Genomic DNA, 19,970 nt, shown 5'->3' with positions numbered 1-19,970 from the left:
TCGCCGGCATCGCCATCGCCGTCGCGGTCCACCAGCGCGTCCATCTGCTCGTGCAGGGCAGCGATGCGCGTGTCCAGCGCCTTCAGCGCCTCGGCTTCCTCAGGCGTCGGTGCGCGGCGGGGCTTGCGCAGCTCGCCGTGCTTGACGTACTCGTCGTAGGCGAATCGCGGACGGATGTCGACCCACTTCCAGCCCTCGGCCAGCAGTTGCTTCGCGCGCTTGCCCAGCTTGTCGGCGGCGAGGCGCTCCAGCAGGGCCGGGTCCAGCAGGTAGGCCTTGCGGTCGTCGTCGCTGAACAGGTCGCGGCGCAGTGGTCCGCCGGCCTTCTCGTAGGCCTTGACGGTAACGTAGCGGGCCAGCGGGTCGGCGTCCGATTCGATCTCGCCCCGGGTCAGCAGCTGTCGCAGATGCTCCGGGCGCTGGTTCCAGCTCGGCAGAGCAGCCCATGCCTGCTCCTGGCGCTGGTGATCGTCGACCGAGGCCAGCACCATGAGGCAGTCCAGGCCGATGCCGCCTTCGCGGTACAGGGCCATCAGCTGGGGCGAGACGGTGGCGAGCTTCATGCGCCGCTTGACGATGAGCGGCGTCACGCCGAAGGCTGCGGCCACGTCCTCGACGGACTTGCCCTGAGCGAGCAGCCTGGCGAAGGCGGCGAACTCGTCGGCCGGGTGCATCGGCACGTGGAAACAGTTCTCGGCAAGGCTCGCGATGAGCGCCTTGTCGGCCGGCACGACGAGCACCGGCACGGGGTAGTTGTCGGCGATGTCGCCCTGCTGCACGAGCAGCGTGAGCGCGGCGAGCCGCCGTCCGCCGGCGCAGACCTCGTAGCGCCCGCGCGCCGCCTGGACCACGACGAGGTTCTGCAGCACGCCGCTGTCCTTGATCGACGCGGCCAGTTCCGGCAGCGACATCACGGGCGCCGTGGCACTGCGGGCCTGGTGGTCCTCGGACAGCACCAGCTTGTTGAAGGGAACGAAGGTGCGAGGGGACGCCTCGATGATGGCGTCGACCTCGGCTTTGGAGAATTTCATGAGGGACTCCTGATCGGTTGCATGGCAGGCCGGCGGCCCACCATGCAGTCAGGATCCCATTGAGCCCGTGCACTTCAAGGGTGGCGAGGAGCGCTCGCCGGTGGTCCGGTCAGGACGCCGGACCGCGCGTCGGCTCGCCTACGACTGCTCGCCCGACTTCAGGGTTGCCAAGCGCTCCACCACCTCGCGCTTGCCGACCCCGCGCAAGGCAGCGATGGCCGCGAGGTTCTTGCCCCTGGGGCGTGCCTTGCCCTGCTCCCAGGCGTACACGCTCTGTCCGGATGCGCCGACGAGCAACCCGAAATCCGCAGCCGACAAGCCCAGGCGCTTGCGATTGCTGGCCATGCCGGAGGCTCGGAACCGGAATCTGTCGGCGCCGTCCACTTCCTCGACCGCAGGTGGCGATGGCGGCCGAGCGGGGGCGGCGCGCGCGGACTGCCGCACGGACCGCTCCAGTTCGCTGACTCTGCGCTTCAACGCGGCGCTTTCCGCGCGTGCGGCCACTAGCGCCTTCCTGATCGATTCGACCTCGCTGCGCAACTCCTTGCGAGCCAGGCGCACGATCTCAGCCTTGAGCACGGATGCGATGTTGGGCATCCAAGGATTGTGCCAAGGACCCGAGGAAGACCGGGGATCATCGCCGTACGGGTGGAAGCCGTCAGGACCCGTGTCGCAGTTCAAAGCGACCGCTTTCGGGCGTACAAGTCAGCGAGGCCGCTGTCCCTGGACGACCCATTGCTGCCGGATGTACGGGTACATAGCCGCCGCTCGCGACTTGAACATCGCACCAATCGAAGGTCGCCCCAACAACCTGCCGCCAGAGTGGTAGGCGGCGAGCATCAGGGCGCCGTCACATCCGCGATGAGCCTGGCCTTCAAAGCTCGTTTGCGGATCGAGTCCTCGGACTCGGTTGCCCAGGTGAACGTGCTCTTCCAGGCCCAGACCATGCCGTCGATCCGGACGAACCGCACCTCGCTCGCCTTGCCTGCCACGTTCAAGACCGATCGTTGCCCCTCCGCTTCGAAGGCTATGGAGTGCGAGCCGGGCTTCAGCCTGTAGCGCACCATCGTGTCAGGCAGGGTCTCGACCGCGGCTCCGTCATCTACCTGGACCTTCACGAAGTTCCTGCCGTCGCTCCAGTTGCGGCGCACGACGTAAACGGTGAGCGCATTCGGGTCGGCTGCGAACTGCTTGGCCTGTGCATCGGCGTTCAGGCTCGGCACCGGGGCAGCCGTGCAGGCGATCACCCGGCCCTTGTTGGTCTTGTGGCAGTACGGAACTTCGGCTGTGGGATCGGGAGCTGGCGGCGTGGCACATCCCGCCAACAGCCCGACGACCGCGACCACCGAGGCACACCTCCGTCTGCTGGTAGTCATGGTGGTCACTTCACGGTGAAGCGTGCGGTGGCCGGCTTGCCGCCGACGGTCACGACCGCGACGGCCTTGGTGCCGGGGCCGACCTTGAAGCTTCCGGTGGCTTCGAGCTTGTCCCCAGCCGGCTTCAGCTCGACTTCTTGCTTCTCGGCGCCGGTCAGCAGCGTGACCTTTGCGCTGGCCTTGGACACGTCAGCAGGCTTGCCGTGATCCCGCAGGTACAACTGGATCACGGTGGGCTTGGCCACCAGCTCGTAGTCCATGTCCTTGACCTCGACCACGACGCCGCCATGCAGCGGCTTGTGCTCATGGGCATGGTCATGCTTGTCGCCGGCGGCGAAGGCCGAACCGGCAAGGGCGAGGGCGACGGAGGCGAGAACGGCGTGCATCTTCATGGGAGTCCTTTCAGGGTGGTGGGTGGGAAAAACGACGGGCAGAACGTGGTCACAGGGCCTCGGCATCCTTGTCGTCCAGCAGCGCCTCGGCCGGCTTGCGACCGAAGAGCCAGAACATCGCCGGCGTGAGGAAGGTGTCGAGCAGCGTCGAGCTGATCAGGCCGGAGAAGATGACCACGGCCACCGGGTGCAGCACCTCGGTGCCGGGCTGCTCGGCCTCGAACAGCAGCGGTGCCAGCGCAAACGCAGTGACCAGGGCGGTCATCAGCACCGGGCTCAGGCGCTCCAGCGAGCCACGCAGGATCATCTTCTGGTCGAAGGACTCGCCCTCGAAGCGCATCAGGTTGACGTAGTGGCTGACCTTGAGGATCCCGTTGCGCACCGAGATGCCGGCCAGCGTGATGAAGCCGACCAGCGCCGCCACGCTCAGCGGCTGGCCCGACAGCCAAAGGCCGATCACCGCACCGACCAGGGCCAACGGGATGTTCACCATGATCAGCGCCGACAGCGCAGCCGACTTGTAGCGGCTGTACAGCACCACGAACATCAGCGTCAGCGACACGATGGACAGCAGGCCGACCAGGCGCGAAGCCTCCTCCTGCGCCTGGAACTGCCCGCCCAGGGTGATGAAGTAGCCCTCGGGCAGCTTCGTCTCGGCGACCACCTTGCGGATGTCGGCCACGATCTCCGAGAGTGCCCGCCCGGACGCGTTGGCCGACAGCACGATGCGTCGTTTGCCGTCGTCGCGGCTGATCTGGTTGGGGCCGTCGCCGTCCTCGATCGTCGCGATCCTCGACAACGGGATGCGGCCGTTCGGTGTCTCGATCAGGATCTGGCCCAGGCCTTCGACCGACCGAGCCGTGTCGGGCAGGCGCACGACCAGCGCAAAGCGCCGGCCACCCTCGACGATCTGCGTGACCTTCTCGCCCTCGACCAGTGCCTGCAGCGCCGACAGCACCTGCGGTGCCGGCACGCCGTACTGCGCGGCTGCCGCGTAGTCGACGCGCACCTTGATCTGCGGCGCCAGCACCTGCTTCTCGATCTGCAGGTCCGCGATGCCCGGGATGGCGGCCAGCTTCGCGCGCAGGGCATCGGCCTGGCCCCGCAGCGCATCGAGATCCTCCCCGAAGATCTTGATGGCGATCTGCGAACGCACCCCCGACAGCATGTGGTCGATACGGTGCGAGATGGGCTGACCGATCTCCAGCGCCGCGGGCAGGTTGACCAGGCGCGCGCGGATGTCGGCCTTGATTTCGTCCATGCTGCGCGTCAGCTCGGCCGTGGGCTTCAAACCCACGTCGAGCTCGCTGACGTGCACGCCTTCGGCATGCTCATCCAGCTCGGCCCGGCCGCTGCGCCGCCCCACGTGCGTCACTTCCGGCACCTGCTTGACCAGCACCTCGGCCTGCCGCGCCAGCGCGGATGACTCCGTCAAGGTGACGCCGGGGTTCAGGCGCAGACCGATCAGCAGCGTGCCCTCGTTGAAGGGTGGCAGGAAGGTCGTCGGGAAGAACGGCACGGCGGCCGCGGCCACCAGCACCGCCGCGCCAGCGGTCGCCATGGCGGCCTTGGGCCGGTTCAGCACGCCCTGCAGGCTGCTGCGGTAGCCCGCCTTGAGCCAGGCCAGGACCTTGGTGTCGCCGTGGTCCAGGTTCTTCATCCGCGGCAGCAGGTAGAAGCTGAGCACGGGTGTCACCGTCACCGAGACGATCAGCGAAGCGAGCGTCGAGACGATGAAGGCGATGCCCAGCGGCACGAACAGCTTGCCTTCCAGCCCCGGCAGCGCGAACAGCGGGATGAAGACCAGCACGATGATGACCGTGGCGTACAGGATGGCCGAGCGCACCTCCATCGTGGCGTGTGCGACGACCTCGATCGGGTGCAGCCGGCTGTGCGGATGGTTGGCCCGGTCGGCCTTCAGCCGCCGCAGCACGTTCTCGACACCCACGACCGCGTCGTCGACCAGGCCACCGATGGCAATCGCCAGGCCGCCCAGCGTCATCGTGTTGATCGACAGGCCGAAGTACTTGAAGACCAGCGCGGTGATGAAGATCGATACGGGAATGGCCGTCAGCGCGATGATGGTCGGCCGCAGGGTGCCCAGGAAGAAGAACAGGATCACCGCCACGAAGACCGAGGCGCCGATCAGCTTGCCCTGCAGCGTGGTGATCGAGGCCTCGATGAAGCTGGCCTGGCGGAAGGTCACGCGCGGTGCCTCCATGCCGGCCGGCAGCGAAGCCTTCAACCCGACCAGCGCGTCCTCGATGGACTTGGTCAGCGCGATGGTGTCGGCCGTCGGCTGCTTCTGGATGCCCAGGATGACGGCCGGCTTCCCCTCGAAGCCCGCATCGCCGCGCTTGAGCGCCGCGGCGAAGGTCACCTCGGCGATCTGGCGCATCAGGATGGGCTGGCCATCCTTGGAGGTCAGTGCCAGGTTCTTCAGGTCATCGAGTCGCGAGGTCCGGCCCAGGTTGCGGATCAGGTACTCGCGACCGTTGAGCTCCAGGAATCCGCCGGAGGTGTTGGCCGAGTAGCCCTTGAGCGCCCCTTCGAGCTGCTCGTGGGTGATACCCAGTTCCGCCATGCGGGCGGTGTTGGGCTGGACCTGGAACTGCCGCACCTCGCCGCCGATGGGGATCACCTGCGCGACACCGGGCACCGACAGCAGCCTCGGGCGCAGCACCCAGTCGGCGTACTCGCGCACGGCCATCGGGCTGATCTTGCTCGGATCGACGGGAATCGCGATCTGCATGATCTCGCCCATGATCGAGCTGATCGGCCCCATGCGCGGCACCACACCCTCGGCGATGCCCTCCTCCATCGACGACAGCCGCTCCGACACCAGCTGCCGGGCGCGGAAGATGTCGGTGCTCCAGTCGAAGGTGACGTAGAGGAAGGACAGGCCGGCCGACGAGGTCGAGCGCACGGACTCCACGCCGGGCAGACCGTTCATGGTCGTCTCCAGCGGGAAGGTGATGAGCTGCTCCACCTCCTCGGCGGCCATGCCGCCGGCCTCGGTCATGATGGTGACGGTGGGCTTGTTGAGGTCCGGGAACACGTCCACCGGGGTACGGGACAGCGTGAACGCGCCGTAGGCCATCAGCACCACGCTGGCGATGATCACCAGCAGACGGTTCGTCAGGCTGTTGTCGAGTAGCCACTTGAACATGTCAGCGCACCTGGTTGATCAAGGTGGCGCCCTGGGTGGCGACGCGGTCACCAGCCTTCAAGCCCGACGTGACGGCGACGTTCAGGCCGTCCAGCGGCTCGGTCGTGACGGTGCGTGGCTCGAAGCGTTCGGGGGCGGTCTTGACCCAGACGACGGTCTGGTTGGCCGGGCTCTTCATCAGCGACGCGACGGGGACCGGGATGCCCTTGACCTTCTGCCTGGTCTGCACGAACACCCGCACCGGCTGGCCGACGGCCAGCCCGTTCAGGGCTGCGCCCTGCGCCCGGAAGCCCAGCGGCAGCGCCTGCTCGCGCAGGCTGCGCGCGGCGCCGACGAACACCAGCGGCACGCGCTGATTGCCGACCGCCAGAGTCGCGCTGCCGACATCGGCCCCCAGGGCCGGATCGAAGGCCAGGGCCTCGATGCGCAGGCGACCCGGATCGACGATCTCGAACAGCAGTTCGCGGGCATCGACGACCTGGCCGGCCACCACGTGGGCCGACGCGATCACACCGGACACCGGGGCCACCAGCGCCTCGCGCGTGGCCAGCCCGCCGCCGACGGCAGCGATGCGTTCGCCAAGGCTGGCTGCCTCGCTCTCGGCGGCCTCGATGTCCTTGCGCGGCACGGTGTCGGCCAGTTCCTTGAGGCGCGCGACGCGCTTGTCGGCGAGCGACTTGGCCGCACGCAGTTCGGCCAGTTGCGCGGACTGGTTCGATCGCTCGATGGGTGCCGCCGACGGCACGACATAGGCGAGCACGTCGCCCTTGCGCACCACTTGTCCAGGGCTGGGCAGGCCGCGCGGACCGGGCTCGATGCGACCGGCGTTCAGTGGCTGGACCTTGCCACCCGCGTTCGGATCCATCAGCACCTTGCCGTTCAGCTCGACCGAGCGCGGCAGTTCGGCCTCCTCGGTCACCATCGTGCGCACGCCGAGCTGGCGCTGGGCGGGCTTGGGCAGGAAGACGCTCCCATCGGGCTGCCGCTGGGGGCCGTTGGCGCTCGGCGCGGCCGGGGCATCGCCGTGGTCGTGCCCTTCGCCGGCCTGTGCGGGCCACACGGCGGCCAGGGCCAGCACGACGCCGAGCCCAGCGAGGTGGTTCGTGATGGCGCGCTTCATGCCGCACCTCCCGCTTGCGGCTGGCGAGCCGCCATCAGGCGCCTGCCACCGAGCACCACGACCGCCAGTGCGGCGAGGCCGCCAACAGCCCAGCCGGCGTACTCCTTCCACGAGTGCTGGTGGACCGGGTCATCGGCGTGCGGGGCCTCGTGCAGGTCGAGTTCCCCGGCCAGCAGGTCGACGTCGGAGCCCGCCGTCACCGTCGCGGTGATCGGCAGCACGCCGGGCTTCGGCGCTTCCTTCAGCACGATTTCGTAGGCGTCGTCGCCATGGGACTGTGCGCTGAACTTCGCGCCCGCGATCTCGAGATCGATCTTCGCGCCGCGCACAGGCGTGTTGTCGGCGAAGCGGTCCAGGTACAGCGTGACCTGCTTGCCGTCGAGCACGCCGACCAGCTCGAAGGTCTCGGAGACGGCTGCGAATCGCGGCAACGCCTTGCCGGTGGCGACGGGTGTTGCATCGCCGTGGTCATGGCCTTCGCCGGCCAAGGCCGGCATTCCGGTACCGAGCAGGAAGGCCGCGAGACTGAGCACGGCCAACGGATGGGTGGACTTCATGGGGTGGGATTCCTGAATGGGTTCGCTAAGGCGCGTTCGTTTCGTGCGGGACGCCGGGCTCATTGCGGCAGCAGGCCCAGCGCCTGGCGCCACGCCGAGATGGCTGCGGCGAGTTCGATGCGCGCACGCGCGGCCTGGCGCTCGGCGTCCGCGGCCTCGGACTCGATGCGCAAGCGGGTGGGCAGGTCGGTCTCGCCGAGCCGGAACGACTTGTCGAAGAAGCCTCGCGACTCCAGCGCAAGCCCCGCGCGTCGTTCGGCGGCCGCGAGCTGCGCGCGCGCGGCATCGGCGCGTGCCCGGGCAGCCTCACGTTCGCCCGCAAGGCGGGCACGTTCGAGCGCCATCTGCGCCTGCAACTCGACCGCTTCGGCGCGCGCAGTGGTCACGCGTGCGTCGTGTCGGGGTCCGGCGCCGAAGGGGATGCGCACACCGACGGTGAAGGTCTGGTTGTGGGACTCCCCGTAGGCGCCCCGATCGCGGGTGGCGGCGATCGTCAGCTCCGGGCTGGCACGTGATTGGGTGGCAGCCAGCGCGATCGCTCCCTCGGCGACCGCTGCGCGGTCCTTCAGCGCAAGCAGTTCGGCATGGTCGTCCATCTCGGCCGTGGCAGTTGCCGGAGTGGGCGGCTCGGGCTCGGCCTGGCTCGGCATGGCGCTGGCCAGGCCGACGGCGGGCATGGCGGTCAGCGAGCGAAGATGCTGCTGCGCGACCGTGAGCGCACCGTCTGCCTGCGCAACGGCGCCTTCGGCCGCAGCCACCGCGGCATCGGCTTGGTGCTGGTCGGCTCGGGCCAGATCCCCAGCCTTCAGGCGCTTGCCCACGTCGGCCGCGATGCGGCGAACGTTTTCCAGTTGGCCGCGCGCGGCTTCCAGCTCCGCGTGTGCCCGCTGCCAGGACCACCAGGCTTCCCGCACGGCGGCCGCGATGCGCAGCTGGGCCGCAGTGGTCCGGCTCTCGACAGCACGGCCTTCGGCGTCGGCCAGTGCCTGGCTGCGACCGCGTTCACCCGGCAGCCACAGCGGGATGGCGACGCCGACTTCGTATTCCCGCGTGCCGAGGTTTCGGTTCAGGCGGTCCGTCTTGGTCGACAGCTCCATGGCGACAGGCTCGGGCGTCCACGACTGGGCGGCCTGCGCCTGAGCGCGTGCCGCATCCCGCCGTGTCGCGAGCGCCAGTGCTTCAGGCTGGCGGGCCCATGCCGCTTCAAAGGCCCCGCGCAGGGTCAGCGGGTCCTGCGCTGCGGGCGGTACCGCTGTTTGCGCGTGCGCTTGGATCAGGCCGCCTGTCAGTGCGGCAGCCAGTGCCAGGGTCAGGGTGGCGCGGGCAGTGTGTGGCCACCGCCCGGCAGCCGGAAATCTTCTTCGGTGCATCCGATGCTCCAGTGTTGAGAACAACCCACGGGAGATCGGCGAGAGGCGACGCTGAGGGACTCAGGTCGGATCGGGCCTCGAACGGCGCCACTGACCGATGCGTCAGGAGGCGCGCGCGCAGGCGCGAACGGGCTTCAGGAAGGGAAGAGACCCGCCTCGCCGATCAGGCGAGGGGCAGCCACTGAGGGCGTTCGGGCGGGCTTTGCGCGATCGTGCGTACGATGCCGTCGACCGGTGTGACCGGATGCGAGGTCAGGGCGAGCGGCGTCGTCTCATCCATCGGTGCAGGCATGCCGGCACAGGTGCCGTGGCAGTGGCCGCAATCGAAGTCGAACCCAGCCGGCCTGCTTTGGTCCGCCGGCGCACTGTCGTGGTCGGCAGTGGCCTGGCCGGTGTGCTGATGCTCGTGGTGTCCCAGGTGCTGGGCTTGCGGGTCGCTCTCGTGTCCGCAATACACCGCCACGGCCGCCCAGCCGAACTGGAGCGGCAGCAGGGCGAGCATGAGGATGGCGAGCCAGCGGCGCATGGAGAAGAGTCTAGCAGCTACAGGGTTCGGGCAGGGGTCACGCGCTGAGCGCCGTGACCGGCATCACCAATTTTCGGCACGGATGCGCCGGACCTGAGCGTTCATGCGGTGCCGGATCACATGCGAGTACAGCCATCGCTTGAACCCGGAGAGGTTCGAGCCTTGCCGGGCATAGAACTCGTCGGGACTGTCGAAGACGCCGAAGTCGTCGGCAATGCCGTCCCCTCTGGAGGTAGGTGCACCTGCCCTGCCATTCGACCTCATGAGCCGCGAGATTCAGTGTCGCGGCTCCGTAGCCGCGAAAACGCTGACGGTCCGGGAAATGTCGCTGCAGGCTGGCCAGGTAAGGTGCATCGAGGATGAAGCCTTCCAGGTTCACCCACAACAAACGGAGATGGCGCGTGCTCTGGCTTGCTGCAACAGGAGGAGAGCAGCCGGGGCTGCCGCGGGAATCACTCATGGCGTGCCATCGTCGGATCGATGCCGTGATATGAAACGCTGTAGCCACTGGAGCGGCAAGCGGGTAGGAATCGCCCCGCCGCCGTCACCAACGGTCGGCGGGTTCTCGCGGTAAACGAGAGCGATATGGAAAGCTTCGGCCGATCCATGGAGTGAATCCATGCCGGTCCAGAGCCGCGCTCAGTGCCGCTTCACTGCGCTTGCGCCTCTGCTCATGCGGGCTTGTGGACGAGGCGATGATCGAGGTTTCTTCAGCCGCCTTTCATCAGGGCTTCGCGAGCGCGACGCTCGGCGGCCGGCTCGTTCAGCATCTCGGCGATGACCTGCGCGCGCGTCTTGTTCATCCCCTGGGTCTCCGCAGGCAGCGGCAGGCCTCGAGCGATACGGGAGAGCGAGCCGTCCTTCTGGGCCGCCAGCACCTCCGCCTGCACCTGCGCCCGCGTCTTGGACGAGGTGAGGTGATCGGGATGCTCGGTAAAGCCGGCTTCGCCCGGCGCCGAGTGATACAGGGAAGTCGCGGATGCCGCCATCGGCAGCGCTGCAAACGTGGCGACGGCGGCGAGGATCATGGTGCGGGAGAACATGGCAGGAGTCCTTTGACTGCAGTTGACGACGAGCGACTTGCCCTGTCGTATGCCGCAAGGCATGGATGCCACTGTAGAAATCGCGCCCCGACGCCAGGCTGGCGGGTCGATTACATGTTTGTCAGCTAAGGCTCGGGATCGCATGGCCGGTCGACAATCGCCGCATGCGACTCCTGCTGATCGAAGACGAGGCCAAGCTCGCGAGCTACCTCCGCCAAGGACTCTCGGAGGAAGGCTTCGTGGTGGAGACCGCCTCCAACGGCGTGGATGGCCTGCACATGGCCACCCAGGGCCACTACGACCTGATCGTCCTTGACGGCATGCTGCCCGGCATCGACGGCCTTGGTGTGCTCGCGGCGCTGCGGCACTCACGCGATACACCTGTGCTGATGTTGACCGCGCGAGGCGCGGTCGAGGACCGAGTCAAGGGCCTGCAATCGGGTGCTGACGACTACCTCACCAAGCCATTTGCGTTTTCAGAGTTGGTGGCTCGGCTGCATGTCCTGATGCGCCGGGGAAAGACAGGAGGTGCCTCCGAGCCCACCGTCCTGCGCTTGCACGACTTGGAGCTGGATCTGCTCAAGCGCCGAGCGACACGGGCCGGGAAGCGCCTTGACTTGAGCGCCAAGGAATTCAATCTACTGGCACTCTTCCTGCGCCGCCCTGGCGAGGTTCTGTCCCGCACTGAAATCGCGGAGCAGGTGTGGGACATGAATTTCGACAGCAACACCAACGTGGTGGAGGTGGCCATTCGACGTCTGCGCAGCAAGCTCGACGAGCCCTTCGAAGTCAATCTGCTTCACACGGTGCGCGGCATGGGGTACCTGATGGAGCTTCGCGCTTGAGCGAGCCGAACGCAGCCGAGATGACCAGCTCCCTGGGCTTGCGCCTGTCGTGGTGGCTGGCGGTGCAGTCGCTGGTCGGCCTTCTCATCGTCTCGACGATCGTCTATGTCGTGAGCTCGTCCAGTCAAGACAAGAGGCAGGTCGAGTCGCTGCAACAGAAGCAGGCGATCGTGAACCACCTGCTCGGCGAGGTGGATGCTGCCAATGACCTCGCGGTGCTGAGACACAAGCTGGATGACTTCTTCCTCGGACATGCCGACCTACGGGTGCGCCTGCAAGGGCCGGCGAACGAGGTGTTCTACGAAAACAGCTTCCCGACGGCATCCTCGCGCCCCACCCGGAGCATTGCCTACGAGGCGCCAGTGCGAATCAACAACGTGCCGGTAAGGGTTCTGCTTGAACTGGACACCACGGACGACCGCATTGCGCTGACCCAGCTCGCCTGGACCCTCGGAGTTTCGGCCCTGCTTGGATCAGCGCTGATCTCCGCGGGTGGCTTCGTGCTGGTCAGAGCCGGGTTGTCACCGGTGCGTGGCCTGGTGCGCCAGACTGAATTGCTTGGCGCAAGCACCATGGGCCAGCGCCTGGATGGAAGCCAGCAGCCGCGCGAGCTTCAACCACTCGTCCATCGCTTCAACGGTCTCTTGGACCGACTTCAAGGAGCCTACGACCAGCTGGAGGGCTTCAACGCCAACGTGGCTCACGAGTTGTGCACGCCGTTGGCGACGCTGATCACAAGCACGGAAGTCGTGTTGCGTCGCCCGCACGCGGCCGACGCGCATCGTGACGTCCTGGAGTCGAACCTGGAGGAGCTGCAGCGGCTCACGGGAATCGTCAACGACATGCTGTTCCTGTCGCGCGCGGATCGAGGTGCGAAGGCCCGCAGTGAACAGATCGAAAGTCTGGCGTCACTCAGCGCCGAGGTGGTCGACTACCACTCCGCTGCTGCGGAAGAGGCGGGAGTCGGCTTCTCGATCGCCGGCGATGCCAGGCTTCGGTGTGATCCGGGCTTGGTGAGGCGCGCCTTGAGCAACCTGCTCGCCAACGCCACGCGCTACGCGGAGCGAGGCAGTGACATCGTTGTAGAGATCTCAAGCTCTTTCGACCGCATCGAACTGGTTGTGAGCAATCGGGGCCAAACGATCCCCAGCGAGCATCAGTCCCGCTTGTTCGAACGGTTCTACCGCGCCGATCCATCGCGCTCCGACGCCGTTCAGCACCACGGCCTGGGGTTGGCCATCGTGGCCGCGATTGCTCGAATGCATGACGGCAAAGCCTTCGTGACCAGCCAACAAGGTGTCACCAGGGTAGGGTTGAGGCTTCCCGAAAGGGGGGAGTCGACTGTTGCGGGCTCCGAGGCGCATTGATGCTTCTTGCATCCTGCCACGCATTCCAGGTGCAGACCGTCTCGCGGGCGAACCCTGTGGTGCGGGCCGCCGACGGCGGCGGCCTGCCTTCAGGCATCGGCCTCAGTCGAGTCGCTTGGCCTCAGCGAGTGATCTGCCGCTCAGTGGTACGTCGCCGCTTGCCGCGGCAGGTCCAGCTGGAGCGTTCAGATCTCGCTTGACCTCGGCAAGCGAGCGCGGCTTGGATGTCGCGACGGCCGCGGCTGCGCTCGATCTCGAAACCGGCATCCGCTCAAGCGACCTCTTTGCCTCGGCCAGCGTGCGCACAGTGGTGGGATCCAGGCGTGCAGGCTCGGATGCCACGGCGGCTCCAGCGATCAGCGACACACCAAGCAGTGTGAGTGCTCTTGAGGCCTGAGTTGTCTTCATCTCGATCCTTACGTTGCTCTCTGGGTGGCTTGGGGCACTGGGAAAGCGCCACGACAAGCCAACGCGAGAGATCAATGTAGGGAGCCGCCAGCGACGCAACACTTGCAGCGACATTACTTCGATGTCATCTCCGGCAGCGACGAGCGCTGGGCTGCTTCTCTTGGCGACCCGCTGCGCCTGATGCGATCCACGTTCCGGTTCATCATGTGCCGCACGATGCGCTCGAACACCCAGCGCTTGGGCCCCGACAGGTTCGCGCCGCACCTGGCGTAGAAGGCATCGGGATCATCGAAGACGCCGAAGTCCTGGTTGATGCCGTCGCGTTGGATGTAGGTGTCGGCACAGCGCCAGTCCACGGCCGGATCGTTCAGGTCCGGGGTTCCGACGCCGTAACCCAGGAACGGGCCCCGATGGTCGGCGAACCGCTGCTGCAGCGCTCGGAGGTATTGACCATCCAGGATGAAGCCTTCCAGATTGATCCACCGCCCCTCGTGCTGCACTTCCACCCAGGAGTGCAGGATGTTTCGCGGCGCCAGCAGGTAGGCCCAGCCGGTTACGGCGCCCTTCTGAAGCACCTTGTCGATCGTGAATCCGTGCAGCCGGCACGGGATGCCAAGCGCACGCAGCAGCGCCATCAGCAGTGTGCTCTTGGTATTGCACTGGCCGTAGCCGTCGGCGAGCACCACAGAGGCCGGGAGGTCGTCGCTCGTGTTGTAGCCAAAGGCGATCTCGTCACGAACGAAGGCATAGGCGGCGCCGATGCGGTCGTGCTCGCTCAGCGCGAGCCATTGGCGTTCATTGATCAGCGCCCGCAGTGCCGGGTGCTCGAAGTCCAGCAACCGCGTCGCTGTCAACAGTTGGGTCGTCATCACGTCACAACTCCCTGCGCTCGGGCCGCAGCAGCCGCAGCCCGTTGAAAACCACCAGCAGGCTGGCGCCCATGTCCGCAAAGACGGCCATCCACATGCTGGCGTTGTCGAACAGTGCCAGCACCAGGAAGGCCGCCTTGATGCCCAGGGCCAGCGCGATGTTCTGCCACAGCACCGCGTGCGTGCGCCGCGACAGGCGCACGGTCTCGGCGATGCGCCGCAGGTCGTCGTTCATCACGACGACGTCGGCAGCTTCCATCGCGATGTCGGTACCGGCAGCGCCCATGGCCACGCCGATGTCGGCCTGGGCCAGTGCCGGCGCGTCGTTGATGCCGTCGCCGGTCATCGCCGTTGCGCCGTACTGCTTCTGCATCGCCTGGATTGCCGCAAGCTTGTCCTCGGGCAGCAGGTTGCCTCGGATGTCCGTCAAACCGGCCTCGCGGCCGATCGCCTCGGCGGTGGTCTGGTTGTCCCCGGTCAGCATGACAGGCGTGATGCCCATCGCCTTCAGCTCGTCGATGGCGGCTGCCGACGACGGCTTGATGGTGTCGGCCACTGCGAAGAGCGCCACGACGCCCGACGCGGTGGCCAGCAGGCTCACCGAGCGGCCGGCTTGCTCGTGGCGGTGCAGCACGGCCTCGATCTCGGCGGAGCACTGTCCGCGCTCCTCGATCAGGCGGTGGTTGCCCAGCACGTAGCGTTCGCCGTCGATGTCGGCTTCGATGCCGCGCCCGGACAGCGCGGCGAAGCTGCGGGCCTCGATGCTGTTGGGCGTCAGCCCGGCGGCGATGGCGCGCGACACCGGGTGGTCCGAGTGCGCGGCCAGGGCGGCCGCGATGTGCTCCGCCCGTGCCTTGGGTACGCTGGTGGTCAGCATCTGCCACTCGACCAGGCGTGGCTTGCCTTCGGTGATGGTGCCGGTCTTGTCGAGCGCGATCGCCTTGAGCAGCCGCGCCTGCTCCAGGTGGACACCGCCCTTGATCAGGATGCCGCGCCTGGCGGCCGACGCGAGGCCGCTGACCACGGTGACGGGTGTCGCGATCACCAGCGCGCAGGGGCAGGCGATGACCAGCAGCACCAGGGCCTTGTAGACGGCCGCCAGCACGGTCCAGCCGAACAGCCAGGGGCCGGCGATGGCCACGGCCAGCGCCAGCACGAACACCGCCGGCGTGTAGATCGCGGCGAAGCGGTCGACGAAGCGCTGGGTGGGCGCGCGACTGCCCTGGGCCTGCTCGACCGCATGGATGATCCGCGCCAGCGTGGACTGCGAGGCCGCTGCCGTGACGCGGCACTCGATGGTGCCGGTCTGGTTGATGGTGCCGGCGTAGACCGCATCGCCCGGGCTCTTGTCCACCGGCAGGCTCTCTCCAGTGACCGGTGCCTGGTCGATGCTCGTCCCGCCTTCCGTGACGACCCCGTCCATCGCGACGCGCTCGCCGGGCCTGACCCGCACCGTCGCGCCGATCGGCACCTCAGCCACGGCCACGGACTTCCACGTGCCGTCGGCTTGCCGCAGGTCGGCCATTTCGGGCGAGAGCGCGAGCAGGCCGCTGATCGCATTGCGCGCGCGGTCAACGGCGCGGGCTTCGATCAGCTCGGCGACGGCGTAGAGCGCCATGACCATCGCGGCCTCGGGCCACTGACCGATGACGAAGGCGCCGGCGACCGCCACGGTCATCAGGGCGTTGATGTTCAGGCGGCCGTGCCGCAGCGCCGTCAGCCCCTTGCGGAAGGTGCCGAAGCCGGCCAGTGCGATGGCAGCGGCGGCGATGGCCAGGCCTGCCGGCCTGGACCACGGCGCGTCGGGCACGAAGAAGGACAGGCCCTCGGCGGCGATGGCAAGTGCGAGGGCGGCCAGCAGGCGGGGGAGGCCCGTGCCGGTCTTCGCATCGTGATCGTGGGCTGCGGCGTCGCCGTCCTGCGTCGAGGCCGGCGCGGCGGGCCATGGATGGATCTCGAAGCCGCTGTTTCGGATCGCCTCGACCGCCGCAATTGCCGCCTGAGGGTCGCCGTCAATTCGAAGGCTGCGTTCGCCCAGCTGAAAGCGCAGCCCCACAAGGCCCGGAATGCCCTCGACCGCGCGCCGAATCTCGGACTCCTCGGCCGCGCAGTCCATGGCGGGGACCCTGAAACGCTGGCCGCTCAAGGTCTGCTGCGCGTCCGGGGCGACCGTGGCGGAGCCGACGGGATGGCAGCAATCGCCGCAGCCGGGAACACCGGTGGCGCGAACGGACGCCGGCTTGATGTCATGGGTGTGTTCGTGGGCCATGGCTCGATTGGAAACCCTGAAGTGGGTATAGAGTCAAGACGTACCGCGAACCCGCGCTTGCGGGAAGGAGTCCGACCATGCGCATCGGCGAACTGGCCCAGGCCAGCGGAACGCCTGTTGAGACGATCCGCTTCTACGAGCGCGAGGGCCTGCTACCCACGGCCGCCCGAACGGAGGGCAACTACCGCATCTACACGCCGCATCACGCGGAGCGGCTGGCGTTCATCCGCCAGTGCCGCAGCCTGGACATGACACTTGACGAGGTGCGGGTGCTGCTGCGATTCAAGGATCAGCCGACGGCTGACTGCGGCGAAGTCAACAGCCTGCTCGATGAGCACATCGGCCATGTGGCCGAACGGATCCGGGCCCTGCGCGCCCTGGAGAAGGAGCTGCGTGCGCTTCGGGCGGCTTGTCCAGTGCCGCATGCAGCCGCCGACTGCGGCATTCTGCAGGGCATAGACCACGCGGGGGCAAAACCGCCGACGGCCGCCAGGCGCCACGTCCGCGGAGCTCACTGAGCGTTGGCAGGCTTGACCGAGTGCGGGATGAAGTGCTGTCGCTGTCTGGAAGTGTTTGAGTGAGATAGCCTGCTTCCGGCTCTGCGACAGAGATCAGCAGGCCGTCGAACGGCAGCTTCCTGGCACGAACGTGTCCGACTGCTTGTGGCCGAGTCCGGGTAGTTGTGGTGGCCGCTGTGTAGACACTCATCGCCGCGTCGCTGGCCCACTCGAGCAGCGCAACTGCCGTGGTCGTCGGGGTCCGACCAGCGCTCTCGCTTAGACGTTCCAGCCTGCCCGGCACCTCGCGTGTTTCACCCAGGATGGGTCTCGCCAGTCCCCGGTGGATCATCGGCGGCGACAACCGGCCCGACACAGCCCGCATCCAGCAGGCGCTCCCACTCGGCCAGGGTCAGATCGAGCTCGCGGCCACCCAGGCGCACGCGGAACACCAGCGATCGCCGCTCGACATGGTGAACGCCAGCGGGAATGCGCAGCGGCACGCCTGCCGCCGTGGTGGCTTCGCAGTCGGTGAAGGCATAGCGCTCGACGGTCATGGTCAGGGCGGAACCGGTCTGCAGGAGATGTTGATCCGCCCACTATACGAACCGTCAGCCTGCCCGCACGCCCAGCAACTGGGCAGCGCCACGTTCCGGGCCCCCGACGTGGAGGACTCGGAATCGATTGCCCGCCCAAGCGTCGGCCGAGCCGGTCGCTTGGGCGGGCATTGCCGCGATGAGACCTCGGGTCCGTTGCCGACCGAGGGACCCCGTCCGATACTGACTTGGCTTCCTGCGGACATCGCGTCTGCTCAGCCTTCATCGGTGGCTCCGGTCGCCCTGAAGTCCAGCCCAGCTGGCGTCGCAGTCGTTACCTGCCTTGTGTCCCGTCCGGCAGCTCCGTGTGCCGGGCCGATTCAGATCCATCCGGATCCGAAACCAGGAGCCGGCCATGACCCCGTGTCGTGGCCCCTCCTCGCATGCGCCGATCACGACCTCTGCGTCGTGACGCGCCCTGCGCTCACCAGCCCGGCCTGATCTCGATCAGTAGCCTGGCCTGACGCACGCATCTGCCCTGGTCCCGTCCTCTCGGATGCGGACCTCTGCAGCTCGCGCACGCATTGGTGCGCGACCAAGCGCCTTGTCTTCCCGGCAAGGCATCCCAGACGGGGAACCCCAGTTCCCCGCCAGGGATGGGCGTTCCCCTTCACCCCTGAAGGAGAACCCCCATGAGTCCCGTTCCCTGGAACCGCGCTGTCGCGCCGGTGTGTGCACTGCTGGGTGGTGCCGGGCTTGCCCGTGTGCCCGCCCGGCGGCCTGTCACCCTTCCGGCGCTGCTCCGGCCCCGGCCCTGCACGCCCCATGCGTCCACGCGCGTGGTGTGCGAGGCCGCGGACCCTCTGGCGTCCGAGCGCTGCACGACGGTGTGCTGACCATGACGGTCGACACCTACCGCAGGCGCATCGCCTCGACGGCTATCGTGCTGGCCCGGGAGGATCCCCTCCTGGTCAAGGAAGTCATCGCCCGGCTCCGCGCCTCGGGCGAGATCGCGGCCGACGACCTGGTCTACCTGGACCGGATCGCCGACCGCTGGATCGGCATTGCCGAGGGCCTGCGCCGAGGCGCCGCTCGCGTGCTCACGACCTGAAGGTCGCGGGCATCGAGTTGCCCGTCGCGGCGCCGCCGGCGGCTCGAACTCGTGCCGATCGAGTCCTCGGGTCTCGGGGATGGTGAACCGACCGCCAGCGATGGCATCGGGACGCCATCACCCGACACCCCGTTTCCCTCGGCTTTCAGCCGTCCTCGCCATCCACCCTCCGGGAGTCACCGTCTCCCGTCGGGGTCGGGGTTCCCTCGCCTTCTTGGAGAACCCCATGAATCATGCTTTCCCAGACAGATCCTTCCAGAGCCCGTCACCGCGCCGCAGCACCATCGACATCGAGGAGCAGCGCGCCTGGGTCGGCTTCTACAGACGCGTCGGCCGTGACGTCGCCCTCGCCGCCGAGGTGATGGCGCAGCTCGACGGCGACGCCGAGATGAAGCGCCGCCACCTGGCGCTGTACCTGTCCTGCAAGCAGTCGCTGCGCGTCCACAAGGCGCGCCAGGCCCGCGACAAGCGCATCGGGCAGTGGCTGCGCCTGCTGGTCCAGTGGACGCTGCAGCGACCCGCAGCCTTCGTCGGCGGCGTCACGCAGAAGGCGTACCACCGCACTGCGGACGTCCTGGACGAGGCCATTGCCGCCACACCGCCAGCCCCGCCAGCGACATCGAAGCGGGGCGCGCGCCCAGCCGCGGCCCGTGACGCCGACAGCAGGCCCGAACCGGCCGCCGCGCAGGTTCATCAGCTGCTGGGCGATGCCGAGTTCGCCGACGCGCACGCCCGCTTCCAGCACCAGGCCGGCATGTCCCCGACGTCGCCGGTCAGTGGCTTCGAAGGCGGCTCCGAGCGTGCCCCGGAACCTCCCGTCGACGGCCCCGCACCCGCCGTGCAGATCAGCCGGCGCTGATCCGAAAACCGAACCCCGGCGCAGCCCCATCGGCTGCACCGGGTTCGATCGCTGACGTGCCTCGGCCAAGGACTGACGTCCAGCGGCCTGGCGCGACCGGCACCCCATCCAACCGCCCGCGGGCCCGCCCGCCAGGGCCGGTGTCCGCCCTCCCCACTTCGAGAGTTCACCATGCGAGACATCACCCTGAATCCCGAGCAACGCCTGTATGTGATCGCCACCGGAGGGGGCATGCGCCCGCCGGGCCGCCCCAAGGGCGCATACCGGAGTGCGGAGCACGAAGGCTTGTCAGTCAGCTGCTTCGGCTTCGACAACGCCCGCGACCATGCCCGGCAGATCGCGCAGCGCCTTAAGCGTCCCGACCTGATGCCGACCGCCGACGACGCGGCCAGCCTCACCGGCTACGAGAAGTACCTCGCTGCGGTGCGTGCCTGGGGCGAGTCCGCCCAGGGCCACGGCACCTACTTCGATCCCGGCACGGACCCTCGCCTGGCGAGGGTGCTGGAGACCTGCCGCCGGGACGGCCGCAAGGTGCGGCTGGTGCTGGGCGACACCGGCACCGGCGCGAGCTGGCTCGACGAGTTCGACGTGGTCGGCACGGTCGGCCGCTCGACCGGCCTGCTGA

General features: G+C 68.0%; 18 protein-coding genes and 1 pseudogene. 6 read left to right on the top strand and 13 right to left on the bottom strand.

Features of this window, described 5'->3' with window-relative positions:
- The 10 genes from AB7U92_RS04835 to AB7U92_RS04790 form a co-directional block, all read right to left on the bottom strand.
- On the bottom strand, positions 1-1,031 hold a 1,031-nt coding region (locus AB7U92_RS04835), incomplete at its 3' end, for a ParB/RepB/Spo0J family partition protein (protein WP_428575053.1).
- Positions 1,032-1,169: 138 nt separating this feature from the next.
- Entirely contained in the window at positions 1,170-1,628 is a 459-nt protein-coding gene (locus tag AB7U92_RS04830) for a helix-turn-helix domain-containing protein (protein WP_428575052.1), read from the bottom strand.
- A 242-nt stretch (positions 1,629-1,870) separates the two neighbouring features.
- Positions 1,871-2,407, bottom strand: a complete 537-nt coding sequence (locus AB7U92_RS04825) for a hypothetical protein (protein WP_428575051.1) — start codon at positions 2,405-2,407, stop codon at positions 1,871-1,873.
- A gap of 5 nt (positions 2,408-2,412) precedes the next feature.
- Entirely contained in the window at positions 2,413-2,799 is a 387-nt protein-coding gene (locus tag AB7U92_RS04820) for a hypothetical protein (RefSeq protein WP_428575050.1), read from the bottom strand.
- 49 nt (positions 2,800-2,848) lie between these two features.
- Positions 2,849-5,968 (bottom strand): efflux RND transporter permease subunit, encoded by a 3,120-nt coding sequence (locus AB7U92_RS04815; RefSeq protein ID WP_163457363.1) that lies wholly within the window; start codon positions 5,966-5,968, stop codon positions 2,849-2,851.
- A 1-nt stretch (position 5,969) separates the two neighbouring features.
- Positions 5,970-7,088: an efflux RND transporter periplasmic adaptor subunit gene (locus AB7U92_RS04810; RefSeq protein WP_163457364.1), complete on the bottom strand. Its 1,119-nt coding sequence runs from the start codon at positions 7,086-7,088 to the stop codon at positions 5,970-5,972.
- Positions 7,085-7,645, bottom strand: coding sequence for a hypothetical protein (locus AB7U92_RS04805; protein ID WP_163457365.1), 561 nt, complete (start codon positions 7,643-7,645; stop codon positions 7,085-7,087). The genes AB7U92_RS04810 and AB7U92_RS04805 overlap by 4 nt, the downstream gene beginning before the upstream one ends.
- 59 nt (positions 7,646-7,704) lie before the next feature.
- A complete protein-coding gene (locus AB7U92_RS04800) occupies positions 7,705-9,015 on the bottom strand; it encodes a TolC family protein (protein ID WP_428575049.1) in 1,311 nt (436 codons plus the stop codon).
- A 163-nt stretch (positions 9,016-9,178) separates the two neighbouring features.
- Positions 9,179-9,541, bottom strand: coding sequence for a DUF2946 family protein (locus tag AB7U92_RS04795; RefSeq protein WP_428575048.1), 363 nt, complete (start codon positions 9,539-9,541; stop codon positions 9,179-9,181).
- 710 nt (positions 9,542-10,251) lie between these two features.
- Positions 10,252-10,584 carry a DUF4148 domain-containing protein gene (locus AB7U92_RS04790; RefSeq protein WP_428575047.1) on the bottom strand — a complete coding sequence of 111 codons (333 nt, stop codon included), beginning with the start codon at positions 10,582-10,584 and terminating at the stop codon, positions 10,252-10,254.
- Between the two features lie 164 nt (positions 10,585-10,748).
- On the opposite strand from AB7U92_RS04790, the gene AB7U92_RS04785 reads away from it, so the two are divergent.
- Both AB7U92_RS04785 and AB7U92_RS04780 read left to right on the top strand, forming a co-directional pair.
- Positions 10,749-11,429 carry a heavy metal response regulator transcription factor gene (locus tag AB7U92_RS04785; RefSeq protein ID WP_428575046.1) on the top strand — a complete coding sequence of 227 codons (681 nt, stop codon included), beginning with the start codon at positions 10,749-10,751 and terminating at the stop codon, positions 11,427-11,429.
- Positions 11,426-12,796, top strand: a complete 1,371-nt coding sequence (locus tag AB7U92_RS04780) for a heavy metal sensor histidine kinase (RefSeq protein ID WP_428575045.1) — start codon at positions 11,426-11,428, stop codon at positions 12,794-12,796. The genes AB7U92_RS04785 and AB7U92_RS04780 overlap by 4 nt, the downstream gene beginning before the upstream one ends.
- Before the next feature lie 521 nt (positions 12,797-13,317).
- On the opposite strand, the gene AB7U92_RS04775 is transcribed toward AB7U92_RS04780, so the two are convergent.
- Both AB7U92_RS04775 and AB7U92_RS04770 read right to left on the bottom strand, forming a co-directional pair.
- Positions 13,318-14,073: a transglutaminase-like domain-containing protein gene (locus AB7U92_RS04775; RefSeq protein ID WP_428575044.1), complete on the bottom strand. Its 756-nt coding sequence runs from the start codon at positions 14,071-14,073 to the stop codon at positions 13,318-13,320.
- Positions 14,074-14,077: 4 nt separating this feature from the next.
- On the bottom strand, positions 14,078-16,342 hold the full coding sequence (locus AB7U92_RS04770; protein ID WP_428575043.1) for a heavy metal translocating P-type ATPase: 2,265 nt from the start codon (positions 16,340-16,342) through the stop codon (positions 14,078-14,080).
- A gap of 77 nt (positions 16,343-16,419) precedes the next feature.
- On the opposite strand from AB7U92_RS04770, the gene cadR reads away from it, so the two are divergent.
- Positions 16,420-16,860: a Cd(II)/Pb(II)-responsive transcriptional regulator gene (gene cadR / locus AB7U92_RS04765; protein WP_428575042.1), complete on the top strand. Its 441-nt coding sequence runs from the start codon at positions 16,420-16,422 to the stop codon at positions 16,858-16,860.
- A 293-nt stretch (positions 16,861-17,153) separates the two neighbouring features.
- Here cadR and AB7U92_RS04760 read toward each other — a convergent pair whose 3' ends face one another.
- Positions 17,154-17,396, bottom strand: a complete 243-nt coding sequence (locus AB7U92_RS04760) for a hypothetical protein (RefSeq protein ID WP_425775932.1) — start codon at positions 17,394-17,396, stop codon at positions 17,154-17,156.
- A gap of 877 nt (positions 17,397-18,273) precedes the next feature.
- On the opposite strand from AB7U92_RS04760, the gene AB7U92_RS04755 reads away from it, so the two are divergent.
- From AB7U92_RS04755 to AB7U92_RS04745, 3 genes and pseudogenes are all read left to right on the top strand, one after another.
- Positions 18,274-18,486 carry a hypothetical protein gene (locus AB7U92_RS04755; protein WP_054018420.1) on the top strand — a complete coding sequence of 71 codons (213 nt, stop codon included), beginning with the start codon at positions 18,274-18,276 and terminating at the stop codon, positions 18,484-18,486.
- Between the two features lie 226 nt (positions 18,487-18,712).
- Positions 18,713-19,345, top strand: a complete 633-nt coding sequence (locus AB7U92_RS04750; protein ID WP_428575041.1) for a hypothetical protein — start codon at positions 18,713-18,715, stop codon at positions 19,343-19,345.
- 171 nt (positions 19,346-19,516) lie between these two features.
- A pseudogene (locus AB7U92_RS04745) lies at positions 19,517-19,970 on the top strand (hypothetical protein); the annotation flags it as partial.

Origin of the sequence: Piscinibacter sp., assembly GCF_050175855.1 — a bacterium.
Lineage (GTDB): Bacteria > Pseudomonadota > Gammaproteobacteria > Burkholderiales > Burkholderiaceae_C > Piscinibacter.
Note: the sequence above shows the minus strand (reverse complement) of the source record. Positions and strands in the feature narration are given on the sequence as shown.

Excerpts from the sequence above, each read along its gene's own strand:
- AB7U92_RS04830 (WP_428575052.1), bottom strand. The coding sequence starts at position 1,628 with ATGCCCAACATCGCATCCGTGCTCAAGGCTGAGATCGTGCGCCTGGCT.
- AB7U92_RS04825 (WP_428575051.1), bottom strand. The coding sequence starts at position 2,407 with ATGACTACCAGCAGACGGAGGTGTGCCTCGGTGGTCGCGGTCGTCGGG.
- AB7U92_RS04820 (WP_428575050.1), bottom strand. The coding sequence starts at position 2,799 with ATGAAGATGCACGCCGTTCTCGCCTCCGTCGCCCTCGCCCTTGCCGGT.
- AB7U92_RS04815 (WP_163457363.1), bottom strand. The coding sequence starts at position 5,968 with ATGTTCAAGTGGCTACTCGACAACAGCCTGACGAACCGTCTGCTGGTG.
- AB7U92_RS04810 (WP_163457364.1), bottom strand. The coding sequence starts at position 7,088 with ATGAAGCGCGCCATCACGAACCACCTCGCTGGGCTCGGCGTCGTGCTG.
- AB7U92_RS04805 (WP_163457365.1), bottom strand. The coding sequence starts at position 7,645 with ATGAAGTCCACCCATCCGTTGGCCGTGCTCAGTCTCGCGGCCTTCCTG.
- AB7U92_RS04800 (WP_428575049.1), bottom strand. The coding sequence starts at position 9,015 with ATGCACCGAAGAAGATTTCCGGCTGCCGGGCGGTGGCCACACACTGCC.
- AB7U92_RS04795 (WP_428575048.1), bottom strand. The coding sequence starts at position 9,541 with ATGCGCCGCTGGCTCGCCATCCTCATGCTCGCCCTGCTGCCGCTCCAG.
- AB7U92_RS04790 (WP_428575047.1), bottom strand. The coding sequence starts at position 10,584 with ATGTTCTCCCGCACCATGATCCTCGCCGCCGTCGCCACGTTTGCAGCG.
- AB7U92_RS04785 (WP_428575046.1), top strand. The coding sequence starts at position 10,749 with ATGCGACTCCTGCTGATCGAAGACGAGGCCAAGCTCGCGAGCTACCTC.
- AB7U92_RS04775 (WP_428575044.1), bottom strand. The coding sequence starts at position 14,073 with ATGACGACCCAACTGTTGACAGCGACGCGGTTGCTGGACTTCGAGCAC.
- AB7U92_RS04770 (WP_428575043.1), bottom strand. The coding sequence starts at position 16,342 with ATGGCCCACGAACACACCCATGACATCAAGCCGGCGTCCGTTCGCGCC.
- cadR (WP_428575042.1), top strand. The coding sequence starts at position 16,420 with ATGCGCATCGGCGAACTGGCCCAGGCCAGCGGAACGCCTGTTGAGACG.
- AB7U92_RS04760 (WP_425775932.1), bottom strand. The coding sequence starts at position 17,396 with ATGACCGTCGAGCGCTATGCCTTCACCGACTGCGAAGCCACCACGGCG.
- AB7U92_RS04755 (WP_054018420.1), top strand. The coding sequence starts at position 18,274 with ATGACGGTCGACACCTACCGCAGGCGCATCGCCTCGACGGCTATCGTG.
- AB7U92_RS04750 (WP_428575041.1), top strand. The coding sequence starts at position 18,713 with ATGAATCATGCTTTCCCAGACAGATCCTTCCAGAGCCCGTCACCGCGC.